Source organism: Streptomyces sp. HD, from assembly GCF_028369295.1.
Lineage (GTDB): Bacteria > Actinomycetota > Actinomycetes > Streptomycetales > Streptomycetaceae > Streptomyces.
Map to the genome: position 1 here is coordinate 1 of NZ_JAQMYP010000062.1, position 25,080 is coordinate 25,080.

General features: G+C 71.2%; 23 protein-coding genes and 1 tRNA gene. 13 read left to right on the forward strand and 11 right to left on the reverse strand.

Going from position 1 to position 25,080, the window contains the following annotated elements; genetic code table 11:
- The first annotated feature begins 301 nt into the window (after nucleotides 1–301).
- The 4 genes from POF73_RS39445 to POF73_RS39460 all read left to right on the forward strand — a co-directional run bounded on the left by POF73_RS39445 (nucleotide 302) and on the right by POF73_RS39460 (nucleotide 4,790).
- The gene (locus POF73_RS39445; RefSeq protein WP_272124190.1) at nucleotides 302–1,063 is read left to right on the forward strand and encodes a DeoR/GlpR family DNA-binding transcription regulator; all 762 of its coding nucleotides are present in this window, start codon (nucleotides 302–304) and stop codon (nucleotides 1,061–1,063) included.
- Nucleotides 1,064–1,085: 22 nt separating this feature from the next.
- The gene (gene pfkB, locus POF73_RS39450; protein ID WP_272124191.1) at nucleotides 1,086–2,033 is read left to right on the forward strand and encodes a 1-phosphofructokinase; all 948 of its coding nucleotides are present in this window, start codon (nucleotides 1,086–1,088) and stop codon (nucleotides 2,031–2,033) included.
- Between the two features lie 250 nt (nucleotides 2,034–2,283).
- Nucleotides 2,284–4,392 carry a PTS fructose transporter subunit IIABC gene (locus tag POF73_RS39455; RefSeq protein ID WP_272124192.1) on the forward strand — a complete coding sequence of 703 codons (2,109 nt, stop codon included), beginning with the start codon at nucleotides 2,284–2,286 and terminating at the stop codon, nucleotides 4,390–4,392.
- Between the two features lie 143 nt (nucleotides 4,393–4,535).
- Nucleotides 4,536–4,790 carry a hypothetical protein gene (locus POF73_RS39460; RefSeq protein WP_272124193.1) on the forward strand — a complete coding sequence of 85 codons (255 nt, stop codon included), beginning with the start codon at nucleotides 4,536–4,538 and terminating at the stop codon, nucleotides 4,788–4,790.
- A gap of 15 nt (nucleotides 4,791–4,805) precedes the next feature.
- Here the strand turns inward: POF73_RS39460 and POF73_RS39465 are convergent, their stop codons facing one another.
- From POF73_RS39465 to POF73_RS39480, 4 genes are all read right to left on the reverse strand, one after another.
- Complete coding sequence (locus tag POF73_RS39465; protein WP_272124194.1) at nucleotides 4,806–5,552, reverse strand: DUF6227 family protein; 747 nt, start codon at nucleotides 5,550–5,552, stop codon at nucleotides 4,806–4,808.
- A gap of 177 nt (nucleotides 5,553–5,729) precedes the next feature.
- On the reverse strand, nucleotides 5,730–6,941 hold the full coding sequence (locus POF73_RS39470) for a L,D-transpeptidase (protein ID WP_272124195.1): 1,212 nt from the start codon (nucleotides 6,939–6,941) through the stop codon (nucleotides 5,730–5,732).
- A 171-nt stretch (nucleotides 6,942–7,112) separates the two neighbouring features.
- Nucleotides 7,113–8,141, reverse strand: coding sequence for a P1 family peptidase (locus POF73_RS39475; RefSeq protein WP_272124196.1), 1,029 nt, complete (start codon nucleotides 8,139–8,141; stop codon nucleotides 7,113–7,115).
- Between the two features lie 65 nt (nucleotides 8,142–8,206).
- Nucleotides 8,207–9,445: a low temperature requirement protein A gene (locus POF73_RS39480; protein ID WP_272124197.1), complete on the reverse strand. Its 1,239-nt coding sequence runs from the start codon at nucleotides 9,443–9,445 to the stop codon at nucleotides 8,207–8,209.
- A gap of 91 nt (nucleotides 9,446–9,536) precedes the next feature.
- Here POF73_RS39480 and POF73_RS39485 point away from each other — a divergent pair, with 91 nt between their 5' ends.
- A complete protein-coding gene (locus tag POF73_RS39485) occupies nucleotides 9,537–9,719 on the forward strand; it encodes a hypothetical protein (protein ID WP_272124198.1) in 183 nt (60 codons plus the stop codon).
- Between the two features lie 52 nt (nucleotides 9,720–9,771).
- Here POF73_RS39485 and mscL read toward each other — a convergent pair whose 3' ends face one another.
- The 6 genes from mscL to POF73_RS39515 all read right to left on the reverse strand — a co-directional run bounded on the left by mscL (nucleotide 9,772) and on the right by POF73_RS39515 (nucleotide 15,592).
- Nucleotides 9,772–10,230 carry a large conductance mechanosensitive channel protein MscL gene (mscL, locus tag POF73_RS39490; protein WP_272124199.1) on the reverse strand — a complete coding sequence of 153 codons (459 nt, stop codon included), beginning with the start codon at nucleotides 10,228–10,230 and terminating at the stop codon, nucleotides 9,772–9,774.
- Nucleotides 10,231–10,359: 129 nt separating this feature from the next.
- Complete coding sequence (locus POF73_RS39495) at nucleotides 10,360–10,839, reverse strand: hypothetical protein (protein WP_272124200.1); 480 nt, start codon at nucleotides 10,837–10,839, stop codon at nucleotides 10,360–10,362.
- Between the two features lie 370 nt (nucleotides 10,840–11,209).
- Complete coding sequence (locus POF73_RS39500) at nucleotides 11,210–12,052, reverse strand: S-methyl-5'-thioadenosine phosphorylase (protein ID WP_272124201.1); 843 nt, start codon at nucleotides 12,050–12,052, stop codon at nucleotides 11,210–11,212.
- A gap of 101 nt (nucleotides 12,053–12,153) precedes the next feature.
- Nucleotides 12,154–12,486, reverse strand: a complete 333-nt coding sequence (locus POF73_RS39505) for an FmdB family zinc ribbon protein (RefSeq protein ID WP_272124202.1) — start codon at nucleotides 12,484–12,486, stop codon at nucleotides 12,154–12,156.
- A gap of 67 nt (nucleotides 12,487–12,553) precedes the next feature.
- Complete coding sequence (locus POF73_RS39510; RefSeq protein WP_272124203.1) at nucleotides 12,554–13,849, reverse strand: MFS transporter; 1,296 nt, start codon at nucleotides 13,847–13,849, stop codon at nucleotides 12,554–12,556.
- 249 nt (nucleotides 13,850–14,098) lie between these two features.
- Nucleotides 14,099–15,592 carry a potassium/proton antiporter gene (locus POF73_RS39515; protein ID WP_272124245.1) on the reverse strand — a complete coding sequence of 498 codons (1,494 nt, stop codon included), beginning with the start codon at nucleotides 15,590–15,592 and terminating at the stop codon, nucleotides 14,099–14,101.
- Between the two features lie 273 nt (nucleotides 15,593–15,865).
- Between POF73_RS39515 and POF73_RS39520 the strand changes: the two genes are divergently transcribed.
- Nucleotides 15,866–18,634 carry a penicillin acylase family protein gene (locus POF73_RS39520; RefSeq protein ID WP_272124204.1) on the forward strand — a complete coding sequence of 923 codons (2,769 nt, stop codon included), beginning with the start codon at nucleotides 15,866–15,868 and terminating at the stop codon, nucleotides 18,632–18,634.
- Between the two features lie 58 nt (nucleotides 18,635–18,692).
- Here POF73_RS39520 and POF73_RS39525 read toward each other — a convergent pair whose 3' ends face one another.
- Nucleotides 18,693–19,307, reverse strand: coding sequence for a 5-formyltetrahydrofolate cyclo-ligase (locus POF73_RS39525; RefSeq protein ID WP_272124205.1), 615 nt, complete (start codon nucleotides 19,305–19,307; stop codon nucleotides 18,693–18,695).
- 94 nt (nucleotides 19,308–19,401) lie between these two features.
- Here POF73_RS39525 and galU point away from each other — a divergent pair, with 94 nt between their 5' ends.
- The 7 genes from galU (at nucleotide 19,402) to POF73_RS39560 (ending at nucleotide 25,032) form a co-directional block, all read left to right on the forward strand.
- Entirely contained in the window at nucleotides 19,402–20,304 is a 903-nt protein-coding gene (galU, locus tag POF73_RS39530; RefSeq protein ID WP_272124206.1) for a UTP--glucose-1-phosphate uridylyltransferase GalU, read from the forward strand.
- A gap of 4 nt (nucleotides 20,305–20,308) precedes the next feature.
- On the forward strand, nucleotides 20,309–21,631 hold the full coding sequence (glp, locus tag POF73_RS39535; protein ID WP_272124207.1) for a molybdotransferase-like divisome protein Glp: 1,323 nt from the start codon (nucleotides 20,309–20,311) through the stop codon (nucleotides 21,629–21,631).
- Between the two features lie 86 nt (nucleotides 21,632–21,717).
- A complete protein-coding gene (moaC, locus tag POF73_RS39540) occupies nucleotides 21,718–22,245 on the forward strand; it encodes a cyclic pyranopterin monophosphate synthase MoaC (protein WP_272124208.1) in 528 nt (175 codons plus the stop codon).
- Nucleotides 22,242–22,742 carry a MogA/MoaB family molybdenum cofactor biosynthesis protein gene (locus tag POF73_RS39545; RefSeq protein ID WP_272124209.1) on the forward strand — a complete coding sequence of 167 codons (501 nt, stop codon included), beginning with the start codon at nucleotides 22,242–22,244 and terminating at the stop codon, nucleotides 22,740–22,742. Before moaC ends, POF73_RS39545 begins: the two co-directional genes overlap by 4 nt.
- A 20-nt stretch (nucleotides 22,743–22,762) precedes the next feature.
- Nucleotides 22,763–23,410 carry a GNAT family N-acetyltransferase gene (locus POF73_RS39550; RefSeq protein WP_272124211.1) on the forward strand — a complete coding sequence of 216 codons (648 nt, stop codon included), beginning with the start codon at nucleotides 22,763–22,765 and terminating at the stop codon, nucleotides 23,408–23,410.
- A 206-nt stretch (nucleotides 23,411–23,616) separates the two neighbouring features.
- On the forward strand, nucleotides 23,617–24,867 hold the full coding sequence (gene sepX / locus POF73_RS39555) for a divisome protein SepX/GlpR (protein ID WP_272124212.1): 1,251 nt from the start codon (nucleotides 23,617–23,619) through the stop codon (nucleotides 24,865–24,867).
- Nucleotides 24,868–24,958: 91 nt separating this feature from the next.
- Nucleotides 24,959–25,032: transfer RNA gene (locus POF73_RS39560), tRNA-Ala, on the forward strand.
- Nucleotides 25,033–25,080 lie beyond the last annotated feature (48 nt).

The window sequence follows — 25,080 nt, forward strand, 5'->3', positions numbered from 1 at the left end:
GGGGGGGGGGCGCGGGGGGGGGGGGGGGGGGGGGGGGGGGGGGGGGGGGGGGGGGGGGGGGGGGGGGGGGGGGGGGGGGGGGGGGGGGGGGGGGGGGGGGGGGGGGGGGGGGGGGGGCGCCCCCCCCCCTCGCCGTTTCCGCACCTCCTCGTGAACCTCCCTCCCGCACCTCCTCCTGCATCTCTCCGTGTCGCGAGCCCGTTCATGCCCGATTGAGCCCGAACCTGTTTACTTTCCGGAAATCCGGGCGTAGCCTCCCTGCGAAACCACAAGTTCGGGCACAGTTCGGAGGCGAACGGACATGTACGCACCGGAGCGGCAGCAGGAGATCCTCCGGCTCGCCCGTGACGGCGGCCGAGTGGACGTCCTGTCGCTGGCCGAGGAGTTCCAGGTGACGGCGGAGACGATCCGCCGGGACCTGAAGGCCCTCGACCGCGCCGGGCTCGTACGCCGGGTGCACGGCGGCGCGATCCCGGCAGGGCGCCTGGACTTCGAGCCGGACCTCGCCGAGCGCGAGTCGACGGCGGCCGACGAGAAGGACCGCGTCGCGAAGGCGGCTCTCGCCGAGCTGCCCACCGAGGGCACGGTGATCCTCGACGCCGGTTCGACGGTGGCCCGCCTCGCCGCGGCGCTCCCGCTGGAGGCGTCCCTCACCGTCGTCACGCACAGCCTGCCCATCGCGGCCCGTCTGGCGGACCACCCGGGCATCCAGCTTCACCTGATCGGAGGCCGCGTGCGGCACCGTACGCGCGCCGCCGTGGACGCCTGGGCGCTGCGGGCGTACGGCGAGATCCGCGCCGACGTCCTGTTCGTGGCGGCCAACGGCTTCTCCGCCGAGCACGGTCTGACCACGCCCGACCTCGCCGAGGCCGCGGTCAAGCGCGCGGCGGTGGCCGCGGCCCGCCGGGTGGTGCTGCTCGCCGACTCCTCCAAGCACGGCCAGGAGCACTTCGCCCGCTTCGGCGACCTGGGCGACGTGGACCTGTTGATCACCGACAGCGGGCTGAGCCCCGAAGACGCCACCGCCATAGAGCGCGGCGGCACTGAAGTGCTGTGTGTTTAGAAGTGTTCAGAAACGAGTGCGCATGATCCTCACCGTCACCCCGAACCCGTCCCTGGACCGCACCTACGAGGTCCCGTCCCTCGACCGCGGCGAGGTCATCCGCGCCACCGGCGAGCGCATGGACCCGGGCGGCAAGGGCGTGAACGTCTCACGTGCCGTGGCGGCGGCGGGGCAGCGCACGATCGCGGTCCTGCCCCTGGGCGGCGCGCCCGGCGCCCTCGTCGCCGACCTGCTCGACGCGCAGGGCATCGAGGTCGCGCCGGTGCCGGTCGCCGGGGCCACCCGCTCGAACATCGCCCTCGCGGAGTCGGACGGGGTACTGACGAAGATCAACGCGCCCGGCCCCGAGCTGTCCGCGGCCGAGCAGGAACTGCTCCTGGAGACGGTGCGCGAGCAGTCCCGCGACGCCGGCTGGATCGCCTGCTGCGGCAGCCTGCCGCGCGGGCTCGCACCGTCCTGGTACGCCGACGTGGTCGCCCGGGCGCACTCGGGAGGCGCACGGATCGCGCTGGACACCTCCGGGCGCGCCCTCCTCGAAGCCCTGCGCGCCCGCCCCGACGTGGTGAAGCCGAACGCCGAGGAGCTCGCGCAGGCCGTCGGGCGTCCCCTGTCCACCGTGGGCGACGCGATGAAGGCGGCCGAGGAGTTGCGCGAGATGGGCGCGCACGCCGTCCTCGCGAGCCTGGGCGCCGACGGACAGCTGCTGGTGGACGGCTCGGGCGCCTGGTTCGGCAGCGCGCGCGTGGACGTCGTACGCAGCAATGTCGGCGCCGGCGACTCCTCCCTCGCCGGGTTCCTCATAGCCGGCGGCAGCGGCCCGGAGGCGCTCGCCTCGGCGGTCGCCCATGGCGCGGCCGCCGTACAGCTGCCCGGCAGCGTGATGCCGTCCCCGGGCGACCTGGACCTGGCGGCGGTGACGGTCACGGCCGAGGTGCCGGTGGATCGCGTACTGAAGGAGCCGGTGTCATGACGAATGTCGTGGTTGTCACAGTTCTTGCCGATCGGTCCGTCGAGCGGCGAAGCTCGCACTTACTCACGGCCGCCGACGGACGGCAGGGCCTCCTGAGCCGCTCTGCCGCCCGGAGGACGCGGGCCCTCCCCGACCCCGCCTCCTCCACCCCCGCCACCCCCCACCGCAGTCCCGCCACCCCCCATGGCACCCCCGTCCCCTTCTCCGCCCACCAGACTCCCCGGGCGATACGCGTGCGAAGGAGCCCGCGATGAGCGACATGATCACCGCGGACCTGGTCGATCTCGACCTGTCCGCCGATACCAAGGAAGCGGCGGCGCGCGCCCTCGCAGAGCGCATGGTCGCCCTGGGTCGGGTGACCGACCTGGAGGGCTTCCTCGCCGACGTGGCCGCCCGTGAGGCACAGATGCCGACCGGCCTCGACGGCGGCATCGGCATCCCGCACTGCCGCAGCGCGCACGTCACCGAGCCGACGCTCGCCTTCGGGCGCAGCGCGGCCGGCATCGACTTCGGCGCGGCGGACGGTCCCGCGGACCTGATCTTCCTGATCGCCGCCCCGGCCGGCGCGGACGACGCCCATCTGACGATCCTGTCGTCGCTGGCCCGTCAGCTGATGAACGCCGAGTTCACGGACGCGCTGCGGTCGGCGGGCGACGCGGCGTCCGCTGCGGCGCTGATCCGGGGCGAGGAGCCCCAGGCGGCCGCCCCGGCCGCCTCCGCAGATTCCGTGGCGTCGTCGGTGGCGGCCTCCGCCGACGACGCCACGGGAACCACGGCCCCGGTGCCGGGCGCGCACGCCGAGGGCGCGAACGCCCCGGCGCCGGGCGCCCCGGCCGCGGCTTCCGGCGACGGCGAGCGCCCGTTCCGTATCGTCGCCGTCACCTCCTGCCCGACCGGCATCGCCCACACGTACATGGCGGCCGAGTCGCTGGAGAACGCGGGCCGCGAGGCGGGCGTCGAACTCGTCGTCGAGACCCAGGGCTCGGCCGGCTTCACCCGGCTCGACCCGGCCGTGATCGAGGCGGCGGACGGCGTGATCTTCGCCCACGACGTGGCCGTACGCGAGAAGGACCGGTTCGCCGGCAAGCCCACCGTGGACGTCGGTGTGAAGGCGGGCATCAACCGCCCCGGCGCGCTCATCGCCGAGGTCCGCGAGAAGGCGGCCCGCGGCGAGGCCACGGCCGCCGCCCGGCCCGGCGGGGGCACCCCCGTGGAGCGGGCCGGCGAGCCCGGCGAGGGCTACGGCTCCAAGCTGCGCAAGTGGCTGATGTCCGGCGTGAGTTACATGGTCCCGTTCGTCGCGGCCGGCGGTCTGCTGATCGCCCTCGGCTTCGCGATCGGCGGCTGGGAGATCAACAAGGCCCAGCCGGTCACCGAGCACTTCGACTGGCTCCAGATCCACAGCTGGGCGGCGCTGCTGTTCCAGATCGGCGTCGTCGCGTTCGGCTTCCTGATCCCCGTCCTCGCCGGTTACATCGCGTACGGCATGGCGGACCGGCCCGGTCTCGTCCCCGGCTTCGTCGGCGGCATGATCGCCTCCAACATCAACGCTGGTTTCCTCGGCGGTCTTGTCGCCGGTCTGATCGCCGGTGGCGTCGTCCTCGGAATCCAGCGGATCAAGATCCCGCCAGTGCTGCGCGGCATCATGCCGGTGGTCGTGATTCCGCTGATCTCATCGATGATCGTCGGCTTCCTGATGCTGGTGGTGATCGGCAAGCCCATCGCCGAGGCCCAGAAGGCCATGACCGACTGGCTGAGCGGTCTCTCCGGCACCAACGCCGTCCTGCTCGGCATCCTGCTCGGCCTGATGATGTGCTTCGACCTGGGCGGTCCGGTCAACAAGGTCGCGTACGCCTTCGCCACCGCCGGTATCACGGTGCAGGATCCGAGCGACTCCGCGATGAAGGTCATGGCCGCCGTGATGGCCGCGGGCATGGTGCCTCCGCTGGGCATGGCCCTGGCGACCTTTGTCCGCAAGAAGCTGTTCACCACGGCCGAGCGCGAGAACGGCAAGGCCGCCGTGGTGCTGGGTGCCTCCTTCATCTCCGAGGGCGCGATTCCGTTCGCCGCGGCCGACCCGCTGCGCGTCATCCCCGCCTCCATGGCGGGCGGCGCGGTGACCGGTGCGCTGACCATGGCCTTCGGCTCGACCCTGCGCGCCCCGCACGGCGGCATCTGGGTCACCTTCCTGATCGGCAAGCCGTTCCTCTACCTGCTGGCCATCGCGGTCGGTACGGCGGTCACGGCCGGCCTGGTCATCGTCCTGAAGGGCATGCGCAAGACGGCACCGGAGGGCACGGCCGCCGCCGAGTCCCCGGCCGCGGAAGCCGCGCAGGCGAAGCAGCCGGTGGCGGCGTAGGGCAGTCGGCAGCGGTGAAGGGCAGCCGGTAGCGGCGCAGGTTCCCGCTTGTCCCTTTGAGGCGCTGTGAGTTGTTCACGGCACCTGCGAGATACGTCACGGTCCGGGCCCATAGGCCCGGACCGTGGTGTCTACTGGGGCCCATGCCTGAGCACGTCTCGTTCCTCCAGATGCTGGGCGCGTCCGTCCTCGCCCTGGCGGCCGTGCTCTGGGTGATCGGCCTGGCCCGCGTCCTGCGCGCCTTCCGCGCCGAACAGCCGTCGCGGCGCCGGCACACGGACCTCTCGGCACTTCCGCACCAGCGGCAGCCGGCCCCCGACCTGGAGGCCGTCGAACTCACCCCGGCGGAACGGGACGCGTTCGCGGGACTCGTACGACAGCTCAACGGCGGCCACTGAGCGGCGTGACCGGCGTTACGACACCTGCGCCGCCCGGCGCTCCATCGCATCGCGCGCCATGTCCTCGTCGACGTACACCTCGCACATGTGCCGCCCGTCCGGCGTCGCCGTGTGCTCGACCTCCCACAGGGAGACCTCCCTGCCGTCGCGCAGCAGGAATGCGTGCTCGTAGAGCGAGAAGCACAGCCCGGCGCGCCCCGCCCGGGACGGGCGCCCGAACGCCTGGGTGATCTGGTGCGCGAACGCAGTGGCGAGTAACTCGGCCATCTCCGTGTCCGGCCGGTCGGCGTTCTCCGCCCGGCGCAGCAGCCGGCGCGCGTGGTCCGCCGAGTCGTCCGGCACATACGCGTGCCGGGGGGCGGGGATCGGCGACAGCTGCACCGTCACCGGCAGTTCGAAGTCCGGTGCGTCCGGCGGCAGGGGCAGCCGCGCGGTCGCGGCGCGCAGCTCCTCCTCGTCGGCGTACACCTCGTGCTGCGGCATCCTGCCCCGCGCCGTGTTGTGGACGAGCTCCCACAGTGTGAGCGCCGAGCCGTCGGCGAGCAGCCAGGTGTGCCGGTACGTCTCGCGGTGCAGCCCCGCGCTGTGGTGCGCGGAGTGCAGCGAACTGTCGTGAGCCAGCGCGCAGTCGAGCCGCCGTATCGCCTCGTCGGGCAGCTCGAAGGAGTTCAGGGCGCGGCCGAGGAGTCGCGCGAGGTGCTCCTCCGGAGACTCCGGCGACTCGGGTGGTTCGTACGCTGCCGTCTCGTACGGAACGCTCAAGGTTTCTCCCGGCGTTGCTGCATGTCACCTTGTGGGTGCATACCGTAGCCCCTCGGTCGGACATCATGTCCGGGAACCGAGAAAACGTACGTCCGGTAATACGCTCGGGCCGCGCGAGAAGTTCCCGCGCGGCCCGATGGAACGTCAGAAACCCTGCTGGGACGCTACTTCAGCGGATCACGCGGCGCTGCCCGCGACCCACTCGCTCCACGCCATGTTCCAGCCGTTGAGCCCGTTCTCCGGCGTCACGGTCTTGTCGGGGGAGTTCTTGACGATCACCACGTCGCCGACGGTCGAGTTGTCGAAGAACCACTTGGAGGGCGTGTCCCCCTGCCCGCCCTGCACGTCCTGCAGGCCGACGCAGCCATGGCTGGTGCCCTGGCGGCCGAAGGGCGGGTTGCCCTTGTTGTACCAGTAGTTGCCGTGGATGAAGGTCCCCGACTGCGTCAGCCGCATCGCGTGCGGCACATCCGGGATGTCGTACGCGTTGGCGAGACCGACCGTCCTGCTGTCCATCCGCAACTTCTCGAACTTCTCGGTGATCACCATCTGCCCGTTGTACGTGGTGAACTCCGAGCTGCCCGCCGAGATCGGCACCGACTTGATCGTCTTGCCGTCCCGTACGACCGTCATCGTCTGCGTGTTGACGTCGACCGCCGACACCTGCGAGTGGCCGATGGCGAAGGTGACCGTCTTTTTCTGCACCCCGTGGACGCCGTTCGCGCCCTCGACGCCGTCCAGGTCGATCTTCATCGTGACCTTGGAACCGGCCTTCCAGTACTCCTCGGGCCGGAAGTCGAGCCGCTGCGTGCCGAACCAGTGCCCGACCACCTTCTGGCCGCTGCTGGAGGTGACCGTGATGTGCGACTGCACGGCCTTCTTGTTGCTGATCGCCTTGTCGAAGTTGAACGACACCGGCATGCCGACGCCGACCGTGGTGCCGTCGTCGGGCGTGTACGTCCCGATGAAGCTGTTGGCGGAGCTGACCGTCGTGAAGGTGGAGTCGGCGGCGCTGGTGCGCCCGTCCTCGTCCTTCGCGGTGGCCGATATCTGGTACTTCGTCCCCCGCTCCAGCTGCTCCTTCGGCTTCCAGCTACCGCCGTCGGAGGACAGCGAACCCGGCACCGCCTGCCCGCTCTCCGACACCGTCATCTTCACGCCGGTCAGCTTGCCGCCGCTGACCTTCACACCGGTCGAGTTGATCGACGCCCCCGTCGAACCGTCCTTCGCCGAGATCACGATCTCCGCGGCGGACGACTTCGACGAACCCTTGTCGTCCCCGTTGTCGGCCTTGGCGCTCCCACCACAGGCGGTGAGCGTCAGGGCGCCGATCACCAGGGCGGCACAGGCCCCCAGTGCGCGCCGCGCTGCTATGTCCGGCGTTGTCACGATCTGCTCCATCTTCATGCGGTCTGCGGGATCCGTTCCGTTCCACGGTGAGAGAGTCCACCGCCACGGGACCGGGTTCCCACCGTGCGCGATGAACGCCATCACGTGACAGAACCGCGACAATCGCCCACCCGAGTCAGGTGCAGCCCGCCGGTACGCGTCGAGGCGTCGTCAGCGCTCCCCGTACAACTCCCGGTACGACGGCCACGATCCACCCGGCCCGTCCACCGACTCGGCCGCGCGTACGGCCCGCACGATCGCCCGGGTCAGCGTGTCCGCGCCCGCCGCGAGAAGGGGGTTCAGGGCGAGGGGATGGTCGGGGTCGAGGGGGTGTTCCCCGGTGGACAGGGCGAAGACCGTGTCGCCGTCGTGGAGCAGGTGCACCGGGCGCACGGCGCGTGCGATGCCGTCGTGGGCGGTGCCGGCCAGCTTCTGGGCCTGCGCCTTGGACAGTTGGGCGTCGGTGGCGACCACCGCGAGCGTGGTGTTCAGCGGGGGCGGTGCGTTCTTGGCCGTGATCTCGGCGAGGCGCCGGCACGCGGCCTCGTGCACCTGCTCCTCCGGGTAGTCCACCCGCCCCTGGAACAACTCCCCGTACAGCACCCCCGTTTCCGGATCCACCACCGCGCCCGCCGAGTTGGCCACCACCAGGGCGGCCACCGTGATCCCCGAGTCCAGAACGGTGCTCGCGGTGCCGACCCCGCCCTTGACCGCCCCGGCCACGGCCCCCGTACCGGCGCCCACACATCCCTCCTGCACGGCAGCGCCGGATTCGCTCGCCGCGGCCGCCTCGACCGCCGCCCGCCCGGTGGCCGCGTCCGGCCTGGCGCGGAAGTCGCCGCCCCGCCCGAGGTCGAAGACGCACGCCGCGGGCACCACCGGCACGACATGTGCCGGATCCGCCCCCACCCGCACTCCGCGCCCCTGCTCCTCCAGCCAGGCCATCACGCCGGACGCCGCGTCGAGCCCGTAGGCGCTGCCGCCGGTCAGCACGATCGCCTCGGCCTTCTGTACGACGTTGCGCGGATCGAGCGCGTCGGTCTCCTTGGTGCCGGGGCCCCCGCCGCGTACGTCCACGGCGGCGACGGCCCCGCCCTGCGGGGCGAGGACGACCGTCGCGCCGGTGAGCCAACCGTCGCCGGTGCGCGTCGCGTGCCCCACCCGCAGCCCGGCGACATCTGTCAGAGCGTCAACTGTCATGCCCCAAGTCTCGTCCAGACACCCGCTCCCTCCCAGGACCCCGTCTGCCGTTCGGCCCGGGAGCCTCAGGAGGCCGGCGCACTCACCGGCTGTCTGTGCTCCCGGCCCGACATACGCGCCGTCAGCGTCGTCCCGGTCGCCACCGCCAGCGCCGAGACGAGTCCGGCCGCGAGTACCGCCCACTCACCGAGGAACGTGCAGCAGATCACCAACAGGGCCGTGCTCGGCAGCACCAGCTGCTGGGTGATGCCGAACTTGAAGTGGCGGGAGTGCAGCGCCCAGACGGTGAGCAGATACAGCGCCGTCGGCAGGGTCACCGCCGCCGACGCGGCCAGCGTCGAGATGTGCGCCTTGCCGACGGCCTGCTCGACCGCCACCTCCAGGCCGGCGCCGATCGCGGCCGCCGAGGCGAAGACCAGATAGTGGCCGTAACCCCACAGGAACGCCTGCTTGTTGGAGCGCAGGTGGACATGGATCGGCACCACGAAGTAGATCCACCAGGCGGCGAAGATGATCAGCAGCCCGCCCGCCGCGATCGGCAGCAGCTCGCCCAGCTCGTCGTTCTCGTCGATGCCGTTCTTCACGGCGACCGTGGCCGCGGCGATGGTCTCGCCGAGCACGATGATCGTGAACAGGCCGTACCGCTCGGCGATATGGCGCGGGTGCCAGGACGTGGGGTGGTCCTTCTCCGCATACAGCGGCACACACATCTCCAGGACCGCCATCACCAGGAACACCCACGCCCTGGCGCCCTCGGGCAGCACCACCAGCCCCAGCCAGCCGATCTGGCACAGCAGCACACCGCCGGCGTACCGCAGGGCCATCGTTCTCTCCGGGGCCTCGCTCGACCTGGCCACGCGCAGCCACTGCGTCACCATGGCGAGCCGCATGATCACATAGCCCAGCCACACCGCCAGAAACTCGTGGTCCTCGAACGCCCGGGAGATCCCGGCCGCCAGTACCAGCACACCGGCGATCTGGATCAGGGTGACGACCCGGTAGAGGACGTCGTCGTTGTCGTAGGCCGAGGCGAACCACGTGAAGTTCATCCAGGCCCACCAGATGGCGAAGAACACCATCGCGTAGTCGAGGATCCCCTCGCCCGCGTGCCCCTCGGCGACGGCGTGCACCAGCTGGATGCCCGCCTGGGCGATGGCCACGACGAAGCACAGGTCGAAGAAGAGCTCCAGCGGAGTGGAGGCCCGGTGCGCCTCACCACGACCACGGGCCATGAGCCTGCGCAACGGGCGATGGCCGGCGAACGCGTGGGAGGGGTCGGGCGCGGGAGTGGAACTGGACGTCATGAGGTCAAGCACAGCAGACGGGGCCGGGAATTGCTGTGAAGGAAGGCCGTCGAGGGGAGGGCGGTCGTGAGGAGGGCCGTACCCTGGACGCATGAGTACCGCCCCCGCCCCCGAGCCGCGCGAGCCGAAGCCCGCGCTGATCTTCGACGACCCGCTGGACCAGCAGTCCTCGGACGACACGGACCGGGGATGGGGCGAGCGGCCGGGCCGCGACGGCGACAGCGCGGCCGACCTGAAGCGCTTCCTCGACGAGAAGCCGCCCCACCACATCTGAGGGCCCCGGCACATCCGAGGCCCCGACCACACCTGAGGGCAGGTCCGAGCCGCTACCGCTGGTCGTGCCCCGAGCCGCGCTGGGCCACCAGTGCGTCGCGGATCTCCTTGAGGACCTCCAGCTCGGTCACCTCGATGACCTCCTGCGCGCCCTCCTTGGCCTTGCGGCGGGCCTCCACCCGGGCCAGGTACTTCGCCATGGGCAGGACCATCAGGAAGTAGACGACGGCCGCGGTGATCACGAAGCTGAGGGTTGCGCCGAGCACCGAGCCCCACAGGATCTGGATGCCCTGCTCGCCCTTGCACGTCGAGCTCAGACACGAGCTGTAGTGATCGAGATTCTTGGTGCCGATCGCGCCGATCAGCGGGTTGATGATCCCCTTCACCACCGCGTTGACGATGTTGGTGAACGCGGCGCCGATGACCACCGCGACCGCCAGATCGACTACGTTCCCGCGCATCAGGAAGGCCTTGAAGCCCTCCCACAGGCTCGGATCCTTCTTCTCGCTCACTTCGGAGCCACCCCTCGCACACACAGGTTGTGGAACAGACCGCTCCGCAACCTACGTCAGCTCTCGGCCATCCTGTCCAATCGGAGCCCTCCATCGAGCGACTTGACCGCGCGCCATGCCTGATCCGGCTCAGCACAGCGTCACCGCCAGCCGCGCCGTGGCACTCGCCCCCGCGAGCCGCGCCGCCGTGGAACGCGGCACCGACAGCACCACCAGCGCCCCGCTGTCGCCCGCGGCGTCCAGGGGCTCCGGCACCTTCGACACCCGAGCCCCGCGCGCGACGACCTCGGCGGCACCGCCCGTGGCCGTCTCCTCCGCGGCGATCACATCGACCCGGTCACCGGGCCGCAGCAGCCGTACCGTGGCCCCGTCGGCGATCCGCACCGGCGCGGACACCCGCTGCACGGCCCGGTGCTGACGTACCGGCTCCGCCACCGGATGCCCACGCGCCCGGTCGGCCTCCCGCGGCACCGTCTCCCGTGGCCCCGCCGCCACGAGCGCCGCCGCGGTCACCGCGAGCCCGGCCGCCACGGCCCGCCTCCGGTGCCGTACGAGTCGCCCCAGCCGATACCGCCCACCGCGCACCCGCACCGGGGCGAAGTGCGGCACCTCGCAGGTGGCCGGGGTGTCCGTGCCCGCCGGGAGCGGGGCGACGGCACGGGAATCGGGGAAGGCGGGGGAGGAAGGGAAGGCGGGGGAGGCAGGGGAGGAAGGGAAAGCGGGGGAGGAAGAAGGGGAAGGCAACGACGGGACAACGGACAAGAGGACCACCACCAGCGACGACGGAACGGCTTGCGAAGCCACGATCCGACATCGCGCCGCCGCCCGCCGGAGCCCGTGGACTACCGGCCGGTTGTGAACAACTCCCCCACCCGAACGGGGCGTTCCGCCCGCCCCCAAGAGCACCAGCTGAAGGGCACCAGCTGAAGAGCACCAGCTGAAGGGCACCCGCCCCGGGGCGCCCGCCCCAGCGCGCCCGCTACGGCAGCTCGAACCCCGGATCCATCCCGCCCAGCGCCTTGGTGCAGAGGCAGTCCCGCTCCTCGTTCGCCGGCAGCGCGGCCACCGCGTCGAACAGCACCCCGCGCAGCCGGTCCACGTTCGCCGCGAACACCTGCAGGACCTCGTCGTGCGAGACGCCCTCGCCGGTCTCGGCGCCCGCGTCCAGGTCGGTGACCAGCGTCAACGACGTGTAGCAGAGCTCCAGTTCACGGGCGAGCGCAGCCTCGGGGTGGCCGGTCATGCCCACCACCGACCAGCCCTGTGCCTGGTGCCACAACGATTCCGCACGGGTCGAGAAGCGCGGGCCTTCTATGACCACCAGCGTGCCGCCGTCCACCGGCTCCCAGTCCCGCCCGCGCGCCGCCTTCAGCGCGGCCGCACGACCGGTGGGGCAGTAGGGGTCGGCCAGCGAGACGTGCACCACGTTCGGCACGGTGCCGTCGGGCAGCGGCAGCCCGTCGAAGTACGTGCCCACCCGGGACTTCGTACGGTCGACCAGCTGGTCCGGCACGAGCAGTGTGCCCGGCCCGTACTCGGGCCGCAGGCCGCCCACCGCGCACGGGCCGAGGACCTGGCGCACGCCGAGCGAGCGCAGCGCCCAGAGGTTGGCCCGGTAGTTGATCCGGTGCGGCGGCAGATGGTGGCCGCGTCCGTGCCGGGGCAGGAAGGCGACCCGCCGGCCGGCGATCTCGCCGAGGAAGAGGGAGTCGCTGGGCGGCCCGTAGGGGGTCTCCACCTGGATCTCGGTCACGTCGTCGAGGAACGAGTAGAAACCGGATCCGCCGATCACGCCGAGTTCGACGTTCGCCTTGTTCGCCATGCCCGCACCCTAACCGCCCCCGGAAACGCCGAGGACCCCGTCGCCGGATGACGACAGGGTCCCGTAAGGAGTGGGGCCTCCGTGCCCGTAGGAGACGAGCCCTACGCGGCGGAACTGCTGGAGGAGGTGCCGGCGCTCGACGACTTCGAGTCCGAGGACGACGAAGACGAAGTGGACGACGAAGACGCAGAGGTCGACGAGTCGGACGAGGAGGTCGTCGACGGCTTGGACGACGCCGGCGAGCTGCTCGACGAGGCGCCGCGGCTGTCGTTGCGGTAGAAGCCGGAGCCCTTGAAGACGATGCCGACCGCGGAGAACACCTTCTTGAGGCGGCCCTGGCAGCTGGGGCACTCGGTCAGGGCGTCGTCGGTGAACTTCTGCACCGCCTCAAGGCCCTCGCCGCACTCGGTGCACTGGTACTGATAGGTGGGCACTGTCTTCCTCCTGGCACTCTCACTCGATGAGTGCTAACGACGGTCCATAGTGACGTATTCCAGCCGCTCAGTCCACTGCCACCGGCACTCGGTGACCCACGCCACGTGCGACGGTCCGGCCGCGGGGCCGGGAGACCAGCCGGGAACGCAGTGCCAGCAGGGTCGCCAGGGCGAGCAGCGTCCCGCCCATCGGCACCAGGAATCCGGCGCCGCCCCAGAAGCGGTCCTCCAGCTGTCCGGCGACCGTGACGGCGCCGGCCTGGCCGAGCGCGACCGCGCCGGTCAGCCAGGTGAAGGCCTCGGTGCGGGCACCGGCCGGGACCAGGTCCTCGACCAGGGTGTAGCCGGTGATCAGGGCGGGCGCGATGCACATGCCGACGAGCAGACCGAGGCCCGCCAGGACCAGCACCGAGTGTGCGGCCCACAGTCCGGACGCGGCCAACGCGAGGGCGGCGTAGCCGAGGACGAGGCGGCGCTGCGGGGCCACCTTCCAGGCGATCGCTCCGCAGGCGATGCCGGAGAGCATGTTGCCCGCGGCGAAGGTGCCGTAGAGGACGCCGTTGAGGCCGGGTTCGCCGATGGACTCGGAGAAGGCGGCCAGCGAGACCTGCATGCCACCGAAGACGGAGCCGATGCCGAGGAAGGTCACGATCAGCACGCGCACGCCGGGGACGCGCAGCGCGGAAGCGTGCTCCACGCGCGCGTGCCCGCCGACGGTGACCGAGGGCTGGGTGCTCTTCTGCGCGGCGAACAGCAGACCGCCGAGCAGCGTGAGCGCGGCCTCGGTGACCAGGCCGGCGGCCGGGTCGACGGCGGTGCACAGGGCGGTGGCCAGCAGCGGGCCGACGACGAAGGTCAGCTCGTCGGTGACCGACTCGAAGGCGGCGGCCGTCGTCATCAGGGGCGAGCCCTGGAGTTTCACGCCCCAGCGGGCCCGCACCATGGGGCCGACCTGCGGCACCGAGGCACCGGTCGGCACGGCCGCCACGAACAGGGCCCACAGGGGTGCGTGGGCCAGGGCGAGCGCGGTCAGGGTCAGGCCGGACAGGGTGTGCACGAGGACGCCGGGGATCAGGACGACGCGCTGCCCGTAGCGGTCGGCGAGGCGGCCGCTGTAGGGGGCGAACAGTGCCATGGAGACGCCGGTGACGGCCGCGGCGGCGCCCGCCGCACCGTAGGAACCGGTGGTGTGCTGCACCAGCAGCACGATGGAGATGGTCAGCATCGCGAACGGCTGGCGCGCCGCGAAGCCGGGCAGCAGGAACGTCCAGGCGCCGCGGGTGCGCAGCAGCTGTCCGTATCCCGGGCGGGAGGAGGGTTCCGACGAGACCTTCGACGGCTCGCGGGTGACCGTGGATGCCACGGCCCGTGCCTTTCTGCCGCCTGGTAGCACGGCCCCTGCGGGTGGGGGGCGGCGCCGAGAGCTGTCCTCTTGCGCGGAACTGCGGTAGATACCGGCGTCCACGTGAGGAAGGACGTCCCGGCCGCCATACGGTCGCGCCAGCTCTGCGTCAGGCAGAGTTGGTTCGATCTGGGGTTACGCCTGCATAGTACAGGGAACAGGGGGCTCTGACCTTGTGAAAATGAGCACCATGCCGTGCTCTGCCTGCGATCAGCTTGTCCCGTTCGTCCCCAGCCACCCGGCCAGCTTGCCCCCGGCGCCCACGGCGCGCAGCCGGTTCTCGGCGGCGTCCCGCACCGGGTCCGTGGCGACGACGAGCAGTTCGTCCCCGCGCCGCAGCACCGTCGTCGGCAGCGGAACGAACGATTTTGCGTCGCGGACGACCAGGGTCACGGCGGCCCCGGCGGGCAGCCGCAGCTCGTTGATCTCGACGCCGTGCATCTTCGAGCCCTCGGGGATTGCGAAGGACAGCAGATGCCCGCGCAGCCGCTCCAGGGGCGCCGACTCGATGCCGAGGTCGGAGGGCTCGGGGCTGCCGCCGAGGCGCAGCTTGCGGCCGAGCCAGGGCAGTGTCGGACCCTGGACCAGCGTGTAGACGACGACCAGGACGAAGACGATGTTGAAGATGCGCCGGCTGTCCTCCACGCCGCCCACCATGGGGATCGTCGCCAGGATGATGGGCACGGCGCCGCGCAGCCCGGCCCAGGACATCAGCGCCTGCTCCCGCCAGGGGACCCCGAACGGCGTCAGGCACATCACGACGCTCAGCGGGCGCGCCACCATGGTCAGCACCAGCCCGATGACGAGCGCGGGCAGGATGTCGTCACCCAGCTCGTGCGGGGTGACCAACAGGCCGAGCAGCACGAACATGCCGATCTGGGCGATCCAGCCGACCCCGTCGGCGAACCCGCGCGTGGCCGGCCAGTGCGGCAGCTTGGCGTTGCCCATCACCATCGAGGCGAGATAAACGGCCAGGAAGCCGCTGCCGTGCGCCATGGCGCCCGCGGCGTACGCGGTGACGGCGATGGCCATGACGGCGATCGGGTAGAGACCGGAGGCGGGCAGCGCCACGTGTCTCAGGCCCCAGGCGCCCAGCCAGCCCACCGCGAGCCCGATGGCGGCGCCGATGGCCAGCTCCAGGGCTATCTCGGCGACCAGCAGGTACCAGTGCTCGATCGGGCCGTGCTCGGAGAAGGCGACCACCAGGATGACCACGGGGGCGTCGTTGAAGCCGGACTCTGCCTCCAGGGTGCCCGTCACGCGCGAGGGGAGGGGGATCTTGCGCAGGACGGAGAAGACCGCGGCGGCGTCGGTGGAGGAGACGACCGCCCCGATGATGAGCGCCTGCCGCCAGTCCAGCCCGACCAGGTAGTGCGCGGCCGTCGCGGTGACCCCGACGCTCACCGCGACCCCGGGCAGCGCCAGCGTGGAGGCGGCCGGGAGAGCCGGCTCGATCTCCTTCCACTTCGTGCCGAGACCGCCCTCGGCCAGGATCACGACCAGCGCCGCGTAGCCGATGACCTGCGTCAGCTCGGCGTCGTCGAAGCGGACACCGATGCCGTCCTGGCCCATGAGTACGCCGATGCCCAGATAGACGAGCAGGCTGGGGAGCCCGCTGCGCGAGGAGATCCGGACCGCTGCGACGGCGACGAGCAGGACGAGCGAGCAGACGAGCAGGAGCTGGTTGAGGTCGTGGACAGTCAGCGGCCGTTCCCTTTCCCTGGCTCAACGCGCTCACGCGCGCGTGAGCTCATGTACATAGGACACGAAGTGGCGGTTCTCCGCACCCAACTACTTCGTTACCTTACCTAACTCTTGACGATTTCTTGACGCTTCGGAAGGCATGATCGAACGTCCGTCCGTGCTGGTTCACCACTCCGCGTCAAGTGGGGCCAGGCCCTGCGCCTATGGTTGCTCCAGCGCTCATTCAAAAGGACAGCCAGCCCTGCCGCTCGCGTTAGGACAGCAAGGACAGCGATGCCCCCGAATACCACCGCCTCCACGGGTCAGCAGCCCGGCAAGTCCGGCAGGAAGAAGGGGCGCAAAGCCCGTCTGCTCCTGCTCGTGCTGGTACTGGGCCTGATCGCAGGCGTCACCGGCGGTGCCTACTGGTCCATCAGCACCGTCCGCGCCTCCTTCCCGCAGACCGAGGGCTCGCTCACGCTCGCGGGCCTGTCCGGTCCGGTCGACGTCAAGCGCGACGGTTACGGCATCCCGCAGGTCTACGCCTCCTCCGACGAGGACCTGTTCATGGCGCAGGGCTACGTCCAGGCGCAGGACCGGTTCTACGAGATGGACGTACGCCGTCACATGACGTCCGGGCGCCTGTCGGAGATGTTCGGCCAGGGCCAGGTCGACAACGACGAGTTCCTGCGCACCCTGGGCTGGGGCCGGATCGCGCAGGAGGAGTACGACAAGACGCTGTCGGCGTCCACCAAGAAGTACCTCCAGGCCTACGCGAAGGGCGTCAACGCCTATCTGGACGGCAAGGAGGGCAAGGACATCTCCCTGGAGTACGCCGCCCTCGGCTTCACCAACGACTACAAGCCCGAGCAGTGGACCCCGGTCGACTCGATCGCCTGGCTCAAGGCGATGGCCTGGGACCTGCGCGGCAACATGCAGGACGAGATCGACCGCGCCCTGATGACCAGCCGCCTCGGCCCCAAGGAGATCGCGGACCTCTACCCGCAGTACCCGTACAGCCGTAACAAGGCGATCGTCCAGGCCGGCCGGTACGACGCGACCACCAAGACGTTCGGCCCGGCGGGCTCCTCGTCCGCCGCGGGCTCCTCCACGGGCGGCACGGCGGGCACCGCGGGCACGTCCTCCTCGTCCGGCACCGCCGCGGGCCTGCAGAGCCAGCTGGCGGGCCTGCAGAACGTCCTGGACGACCTCCCCACGGCCGTCGGCGTGAACGGCAACGGCATCGGCTCCAACTCCTGGGTGGTGGCCGGGAAGTACACCATCACCGGCAAGCCGCTGCTGGCCAACGACCCGCACCTGTCGGCCTCGCTGCCGTCCGTCTGGTACCAGATGGGCCTGCACTGCCGCGCGGTCTCCAGCAAGTGCCAGTACGACGCCAGCGGCTACACCTTCGCGGGCATGCCCGGCGTGGTCATCGGCCACAACCAGAACATCTCCTGGGGCATGACCAACTCCGGCGTCGACGTCACCGACCTCTACCTGGAGAAGCTCTCCGGCGACGGCTACCTGTCCGACGGCAGGACGGTGCCCTTCAAGACGCGCGAGGAGACCATCAAGGTCGCCGGCGGCACCGCCAAGAAGATCGTCGTCCGCGAGACCGACAACGGCCCCCTGCTGTCCGACCGCAGCTCCGAGCTGGTGAAGGTCGGCAAGAAGGCCACCGTCGACACCGCCGCCCCCGACCGCGGCGACGGCTACGGCATCTCGCTGCGCTGGACCGCGCTGGACCCGGGCACCTCCATGGACGCCGTCTTCGCCATGGACAGGGCGTCCGACTGGAGCGACTTCCGCAAGGCGGCGACCCTGTTCGACGTGCCCTCGCAGAACCTGGTCTACGCCGACACCGAGGGCCACATCGGCTACACGCTGCCCGGAAAGATCCCCACGCGCGCGAAGGGCTACGACGGCTCCGTCCCGGCGCCGGGCTGGGACTCCAAGTCTCGCTGGACCGGCTACATCGACGACGACGAGCTGCCCTACGAGTACGACCCGTCCCGCGGCTACATCGTCACCGCCAACCAGGCCGTGATCGACAAGGCCAAGTACCCCTACACGCTCACCACGGACTGGGGCTACGGGACCCGCAGCCAGCGCATCACCGACCTGATCCAGTCGAAGATCGACGACGGCGGCAAGATCTCCACCGACGACATGCGTCAGATGCAGCTCGACAACAGCAGCGAGATCGCCAAGCTGCTCGTGCCCCAGCTGCTGAAGATCGACATCGAAGACCAGGACGTCCGGGACGCGCAGGAACTCCTGGAGGGCTGGGACTACACCCAGGACGCCGACTCGGCGGCGGCCGCCTACTTCAACTCCGTCTGGCGCAACATCCTCAAGCTCGCCTTCGGCAACAAACTGCCCAAGGAGCTGCGGGTCAAGGGCCAGTGCCTGTGGGTCGACCCCGTCAACACCACCGGCCCCGCGGACCAGACCGACAAGGTGCGCGAGTGCGGTGAGCGCGACGCCGACCAGGCGCAGCCGGACGGCGGCGACCGCTGGTTCGAGGTCGTGCGCAGCCTGATGGACGACCGCAAGAGCGACTGGTGGACCACGCCGAGGTCGGGCACCCGCCCCGGCGCCACCGACCGCGACGGGCTGTTCAAGCGCGCGATGATCGACGCCCGCTGGGAGCTGACCGCCAAGCTCGGCAAGGACATCGACACCTGGAGCTGGGGCCGGCTGCACCGCCTGTTCCTGAAGAACCAGACCCTCGGCACCGAGGGGCCCGGCTTCCTCCAGTACGTCCTCAACCGCGGCCCCTGGAAGCTCAGCGGCGGCGAGGCCACCGTCAACGCCACCGGCTGGAACGCGGCGGGCGGTTACGGCGTCGTCTGGGTGCCGTCGATGCGGATGGTGGTGAACCTCGGCGACCTCGACAAGTCGAAGTGGATCAACCTCACCGGCGCCTCCGGGCACGCCTACAACGCCCACTACACCGACCAGACGGACAAATGGGCCGACGGCGAACTGCTCGACTGGTCCTTCTCGAAGAAGTCGGTCGACGACGGTACGAGCGACACGCTCGTCCTCAAGCCCTGACCCCGGGCTTCTGACGGAAGCGGCCTCCACGCACGCGTGGAGGCCGCTTCCGCGTTCCTCAGCCGAACCGCCGCACACCCGACGGCGTCACCACCGCGTGCACCGGACGGTCGTGCGGCTCCTCGGGGACGCGCTCGACGACCTCGGAGTCGTACAGCAGCACCACGAGCGCCGGATGGGCCCGCGCGCGTTCCAGACGTGCCAGGACACGGTCGTACGACCCCCCGCCGCGCCCCAGCCGCATCCCGCGCGCGTCGACCGCCAGACCCGGCAGCAGCACGACGTCCGCCTCGGTCACGGCGCCCGGGCCGAGGCGCTCCCCGGCGGGCTCGAAGAGGGCCATCTTTCCGCCGTGTTGGACGCGCGCGAGGGAGTCCCCGCCGGTGTACGCGCCCCAGTCGAGGTCGTTGTCGGGCAGCAGCGCGGGGAGCAGGACGCGCACGCCACGCGCGCGCAGCGCGTCCAGCAGCGCGAGCGTGCCGGGCTCGCCGCCGACGGAGACGTACGCCGCCACCGTGCGCGCCCGCGCCAGTTCGGGCAGCTCCAGTGCCCGCCCGGCCAGCGCGGTCGCGGACGCCCGCACGTCATCCGCCGTCAACCTGCCCCTTACCGCGAGGAGCTCTCGCCGCAACATTCGCTTGTCAGGCTCGGCCGCACGTCCGGCGTGACTCATGGGTCGCTCCCGTTCCGTTCCCAATGTGCTCATAAGAGAGCCAAATAACCGGAGCCTCAGATTCCTTACAAAGGCACCGGATAAGGTGGCGGGCATGACTCAGTCCCACCCTCGGATCAGCAAGGCTGTCATCCCCGCAGCGGGTCTCGGTACCCGCTTCCTGCCGGCCACCAAAGCCACTCCCAAGGAGATGCTGCCGGTCGTCGACAAGCCGGCGATCCAGTACGTGGTCGAAGAGGCCGTGTCCGCCGGTCTCGACGACGTCCTCATGATCACCGGCCGCAACAAGCGCCCCCTTGAGGACCACTTCGACCGCAACTACGAGCTGGAATCCGCTCTTCAGAAGAAGGGCGACGCCAGCCGGCTCGCGAAGGTGCAGGAGTCCAGCGACCTCGCCACCATGCACTACGTCCGCCAGGGCGACCCCAGGGGCCTCGGCCACGCCGTCCTGTGCGCCGCCCCGCACGTCGGCCACGAGCCCTTCGCCGTCCTCCTCGGCGACGACCTGATCGACCCGCGCGACCCGCTGCTCAAGCGGATGGTCGAGGTGCAGGAGCAGCGCGGCGGCAGCGTCATCGCGCTGATGGAGGTCGCGCCCGAGCAGATCCACCTCTACGGCTGTGCGGCCGTCGACCCCACCGAGGACGGCGACGTCGTCAAGGTCCACGACCTGGTCGAGAAGCCCGCCGCCGCGGACGCCCCGTCGAACTACGCGATCATCGGCCGCTACGTCCTGGACCCGGCCATCTTCGACATACTGCGCAAGACCGAGCCGGGCCGCGGCGGCGAGATCCAGCTCACCGACGCCCTCCAGCAGCTCTCGCAGGACGAGAAGGTCGGCGGCCCGGTGCACGGCGTCGTCTTCAAGGGCCGCCGCTATGACACCGGCGACCGTGGCGACTACCTGCGTGCCATTGTCAGACTCGCGTGCGAACGTGAAGACCTGGGCCCGGACTTCCGGACCTGGCTTCGCAGTTACGTAGCCGAGGAGATGTAGGGATTTGAGCACCGCCGCGCCGCGCCCCGCCGACCAGGACCACCTCTGGTCGGTGGACGAACACCTGGAGGACATCCTCACGACCGTCCGCCCCCTCGAACCCATCGAGCTGCAACTGCTCGACGCCCAGGGCTGTGTCCTGGTCGACGACGTCACGGTGCAGGTCTCCCTGCCGCCGTTCGACAACAGCTCCATGGACGGGTACGCGGTGCGGGTCGCGGATGTCGCGGGCGCGAGCGAGGAGTTCCCCGCCGTCCTGGAGGTCGTCGGGGACGTCGCGGCGGGCCAGGCCGAACTGCTCCACGTGGGCCCCGGCCAGGCCGCCCGCATCATGACCGGCGCACCCCTGCCGCCCGGGGCCGAGGCCGTCGTCCCGGTGGAATGGACCGACGGAGGCCTCGGCGAGGGCCCGGCGACCGGCATGCGCGCCCGCAGCCTCGCCCCCGAGGGCGCCGGCGGCGAGGTGCAGGTCCACCGGCCGGCCGAGGCACGCGCGCACGTACGCGCGATGGGCAGCGACGTGAAGGCCGGCGACCGGGCGCTCCAGGCCGGCACGGTCCTCGGGCCGTCGCAGATCGCCCTGCTCGCCGCCATCGGCCGCGGCACGGTACGCGTCCGCCCGCGCCCGCGCGTGGTCGTGATGTCCACCGGCAGCGAACTCGTCCAGCCCGGCGAGGCCCTGGGCAGCGGCCAGATCTACGACTCCAACAGCTTCTCCCTCACCGCGGCCGCCCGCGACGCCGGCGCCATCGCCTACCGCGTGGGCGCCGTCGCCGACGACGCCGAGACGCTCCGTTCCACCATCGAGGACCAGCTCGTCCGCGCCGACCTGATGGTCACCACGGGCGGCGTGAGCGTCGGGGCGTACGACGTCGTCAAGGAAGCCCTGTCCCACGTGGCCGACGAGGACGAGGCCGGCAGCGGCATCGACTTCCGCAAGCTCGCCATGCAGCCGGGCAAGCCCCAGGGCTTCGGCTCCATCGGCCCCGACCACACCCCGCTGCTCGCCCTCCCGGGCAACCCGGTGTCGTCGTACGTCTCCTTCGAGATGTTCGTGCGCCCCGCGATCCGCACGCTGATGGGCCTGGAGGACGTCCACCGGCCCCGCACGACCGCGACGCTGACCACCGACAAGGCGCTGACCTCGCCGAAGGGACGCAGACAGTTCCTACGCGGGACGTACACGGAGGGCGAGGTCCGGCCGGTCGGCGGTGCCGGGTCCCACCTCATCGCGGCCCTCGCGCAGGCGGACGCGCTGATCGTCGTCCCCGAGGACGTGGAGAGCGTCGAGCCCGGCGCCGAGGTCGAGGTGGTCCTGCTCGGCTGAGCGGCCCTGGTTGGCGGTACCGTGTCGCGCACACACGGCCCGTGCGCCGCACCGCGACGGGCCCGGACCGGGAGCGCCACACGATCATGACTGTGCCTTCCCGGGGGGAGACCCCCGGACCCGCTGCGCAGGACCGACCCACGCAGGGCCGACTCACGCACATCGACGACGCGGGCGCGGCCCGCATGGTCGACGTCTCCGAAAAGGACGTCACCGCGCGCACGGCCCGCGCCAGCGGACGCGTCCTCGTCTCGCCCCGCGTGGTGGAGCTGCTGCGTGGCGAGGGTGTTCCCAAGGGCGACGCCCTCGCCACCGCGCGCATCGCGGGCATCATGGGCGCCAAGCGCACCCCGGACCTGATCCCGCTCTGTCACCCGTTGTCGGTGTCCGGTGTGAAACTGGATCTGTCGGTCGCGGACGACGCCGTGGAGATCCTGGCCACCGTGAAGACCACGGACCGCACGGGCGTCGAGATGGAGGCCCTCACCGCGGTCTCCGTCGCCGCGCTCACCGTGATCGACATGGTGAAGGCGGTCGACAAGGGAGCGGTCATCACGGACGTAAGGGTCGAGGAGAAGACGGGCGGCAAGTCGGGCGACTGGAGCCGGGCATGACGTATCGCGCACTCGTGGTCACGGCCTCCAACCGGGCCGCCGCCGGGGTCTACGAGGACAAGGGTGGCCCGTTGATCGCCCATGGCCTCAAGGGCTTCGGCTTCGACGTCGAGGGCCCGCAGGTCGTGCCCGACGGCGACCCGGTCACCGCCGCCCTGCGCGCCGGTGTCGACGCCGGGTACGACGTCATCGTCACCACCGGCGGCACCGGAATCTCGCCCACCGACCGCACCCCCGAGGCGACCCGTGAGGTGATCGACCACGAGGTGCCGGGCATCGCGGAGGCCATCCGGGCGTTCGGCCGGCAGAAGGTGCCGACCGCGGCACTGTCCCGGGGGCTGGCCGGCGTGGCGGGAAGCACGCTGATCGTGAACCTGCCCGGCTCCAGCGGCGGGGTGAAGGACGGGCTGGCCGTCCTGGAGCCCCTCCTGATCCACGCCGTCGACCAGATCCGCGGCGGCGACCACCCCAGACCCAGCAGCGGGGGTGCGAGCTGAACACCCCATCCTGGCCCGTCGTGCTGAGGGACGGCGACATCGTCCTGAGGCCGATAAAGATGCGCGACCAGCGGGCCTGGCGCGAGGTCAACCGGCGCAACCGGGACTGGCTGCGGCCGTGGGAGGCGACGATTCCGCCGCCCACGCCCAGCGGGCCGATCGCGCACCGGCCGACCTACCGCCAGATGGTCCGGCATCTGCGCTCCGAGGCGAACGCGGGCCGGATGCTGCCGTTCGTCATCGAGTACCAGGGGCGGCTGGTCGGGCAGTTGACGGTCGCCGGGATCACCTGGGGTTCGATGTGCTCGGGCCACGTCGGCTACTGGGTGGACGAGGCGGTGGCGGGCCGCGGGGTGATGCCGACGGCCGTGGCGCTCGTCGTGGACCACTGTTTCCGGACCGTGGGTCTGCACCGCATCGAGGTCTGCATTCGCCCCGAGAACGGGCCCAGCCGCCGGGTCGTGGAGAAACTCGGATTCCGTGAGGAGGGGCTGCGTCCGCGATATCTCCACATCGACGGAGCCTGGCGGGACCATCTCGTCTTCGCGCTGACGGCGGAAGAGGTGCCGGAGGGGTTGCTGAGCCGGTGGCAGCGGGCACGCTCCCAGAAGACGCCGCACTCGAAGCCGCAGAACACCCGGCAGAACCCGCAGGGGAATCCCGCGTAGCCCGGAAGTCGCCCCCTGAGCCGCTCGGAAATTGAATAAGTGTTCGAAATTGATCGCCGGATGACCGGCTCAGGGCATTAAATTCGCGCCCGAGCGGGCTGCTGATCGCATCGGTCACAAAAAAAGTTCGAAATATCAGCCAGATCGTGCGACACACCGGCTCAATTGGCAGATGGCCTCAAGCAAACCCCTCTACCGTGTGAGGCGTGAGCAGCAGCGGCCTCATCTACGCAGTCATTGTCGGGGCCTGGGCCGCCTACTTGGTGCCGATGTGGCTCCGTAGGCAGGACGAGCTGAACGAGGCCCGTCCGACGGAACGCTTCAGCACAGCCATCCGGTTGCTGTCCGGACGGGCGGGGATGGAGCGTCGGTACGCCAAGGACCAGCGTGCGCGCTCCACCGACGAGGGGGAGCCCAGCGCCGATGACCCGGGCGATGTCACCGAGTCGGTGGACGTCCGGGCCTTTGCCGTACCCCCGACCCGTCCGCAGACCCAGGCGACGGTCCAGGCACAGCCGCCGGGACGCCCGGAACCGACGTCTGAACAGGCGTCCAGGCCGGCACCCGAACGCGGCAGCGCGTCCGCACCCGAACCGGGCTCCGCCCCGACGGGCCCGGCGCGCAAGGCACGCGCGCGCGTTCCCGCCGCCCGGCGCGCCCCCTCGGACGAGGCGGCCGCGGCACGCGCCCGGCGTTCGAAGGTGCTGGCACGGCGCAGGCGTACCACCGTCGTCCTCTTCCTCGCCTTCACGCTCGGCGCGATCGTCGCCGCCGTCGGCGGGCTCGCGTTCCTGTGGGCGCCCGGGGTCCCGGCCGTGCTCCTCAGCGGATACATCGCGTATCTGCGCACCCAGGAGCGCCGCCGCTTCGCGTACCAGATGGACCGGCGCCAGGCCGAGGTGGCCGCCCAGCGGGTGCGCGAGCACGCCCGTCAGTCGCGCCGGCGCGGCGCCGCCGACGGCGCTGACGGCGTCGACGAGTCCGACGAGGGGGCCGAACCAGGCACCGGCACCGGGATGTCCGCGCTCGCCGCGGACCGGCGCGCCCTCGTCGAGCAGACCGACCACGCCGAGTGGGTCGACCAGCAGCGTGAGCGGCAGCGGCGGCCCGGGCACGGGGACAGCTGGGATCCGGTCCCGGTGCCCTTGCCGACGTATGTGACCGCGCCGGTCGCGCCGCGGGCCACCTCCGACGTGGATCTCGGGGCGCCGGACACCTGGAGCTCGGCCCGGTCGAGCGCCGTCGGGCGGGACCGGGACGCGGGTGCCGACGCCGGGGACGGTGCCGCGCGGGGCGCTCAGTCGCCGGATACGGCGCACGGCGAGGAGAAGGGCGAGGGCAGCGGTCGTAGCGACGCCCGCCGGGCCGCTTCCGCTCGCCGGGCGCGGGAGCGGGGCCGTACGCCGTTGTTCGACCAGTACGAGGACGGCGACCGGCCGCGCGCGGCCAACGAGTAGCAGCCCGCCTCCCTGGAGGCGGGCCGGGCGGCCGACCAGGAACGGATTTCCGAGCAGGCCGATCGGGGTGCTAAAGTTTCACTCGTTGCAAGGGCCTGTGGCGCAGTCCGGTAGCGCACCTCGTTCGCATCGAGGGGGCCAGGGGTTCAAATCCCCTCAGGTCCACCGCAACGACTTTTCAAGGGAACTTGGGGAGTTGGCGAGATCCCGTCC

Coding starts and splice junctions, on each gene's coding strand:
- POF73_RS39445 (WP_272124190.1), top strand. CDS start 302: ATGTACGCACCGGAGCGGCAGCAGGAGATCCTCCGGCTCGCCCGTGAC.
- pfkB (WP_272124191.1), top strand. CDS start 1,086: ATGATCCTCACCGTCACCCCGAACCCGTCCCTGGACCGCACCTACGAG.
- POF73_RS39455 (WP_272124192.1), top strand. CDS start 2,284: ATGAGCGACATGATCACCGCGGACCTGGTCGATCTCGACCTGTCCGCC.
- POF73_RS39460 (WP_272124193.1), top strand. CDS start 4,536: ATGCCTGAGCACGTCTCGTTCCTCCAGATGCTGGGCGCGTCCGTCCTC.
- POF73_RS39475 (WP_272124196.1), bottom strand. CDS start 8,141: ATGACAGTTGACGCTCTGACAGATGTCGCCGGGCTGCGGGTGGGGCAC.
- POF73_RS39480 (WP_272124197.1), bottom strand. CDS start 9,445: ATGACGTCCAGTTCCACTCCCGCGCCCGACCCCTCCCACGCGTTCGCC.
- POF73_RS39485 (WP_272124198.1), top strand. CDS start 9,537: ATGAGTACCGCCCCCGCCCCCGAGCCGCGCGAGCCGAAGCCCGCGCTG.
- POF73_RS39500 (WP_272124201.1), bottom strand. CDS start 12,052: ATGGCGAACAAGGCGAACGTCGAACTCGGCGTGATCGGCGGATCCGGT.
- POF73_RS39520 (WP_272124204.1), top strand. CDS start 15,866: ATGCCCCCGAATACCACCGCCTCCACGGGTCAGCAGCCCGGCAAGTCC.
- POF73_RS39525 (WP_272124205.1), bottom strand. CDS start 19,307: ATGAGTCACGCCGGACGTGCGGCCGAGCCTGACAAGCGAATGTTGCGG.
- galU (WP_272124206.1), top strand. CDS start 19,402: ATGACTCAGTCCCACCCTCGGATCAGCAAGGCTGTCATCCCCGCAGCG.
- moaC (WP_272124208.1), top strand. CDS start 21,718: ATGACTGTGCCTTCCCGGGGGGAGACCCCCGGACCCGCTGCGCAGGAC.
- POF73_RS39545 (WP_272124209.1), top strand. CDS start 22,242: ATGACGTATCGCGCACTCGTGGTCACGGCCTCCAACCGGGCCGCCGCC.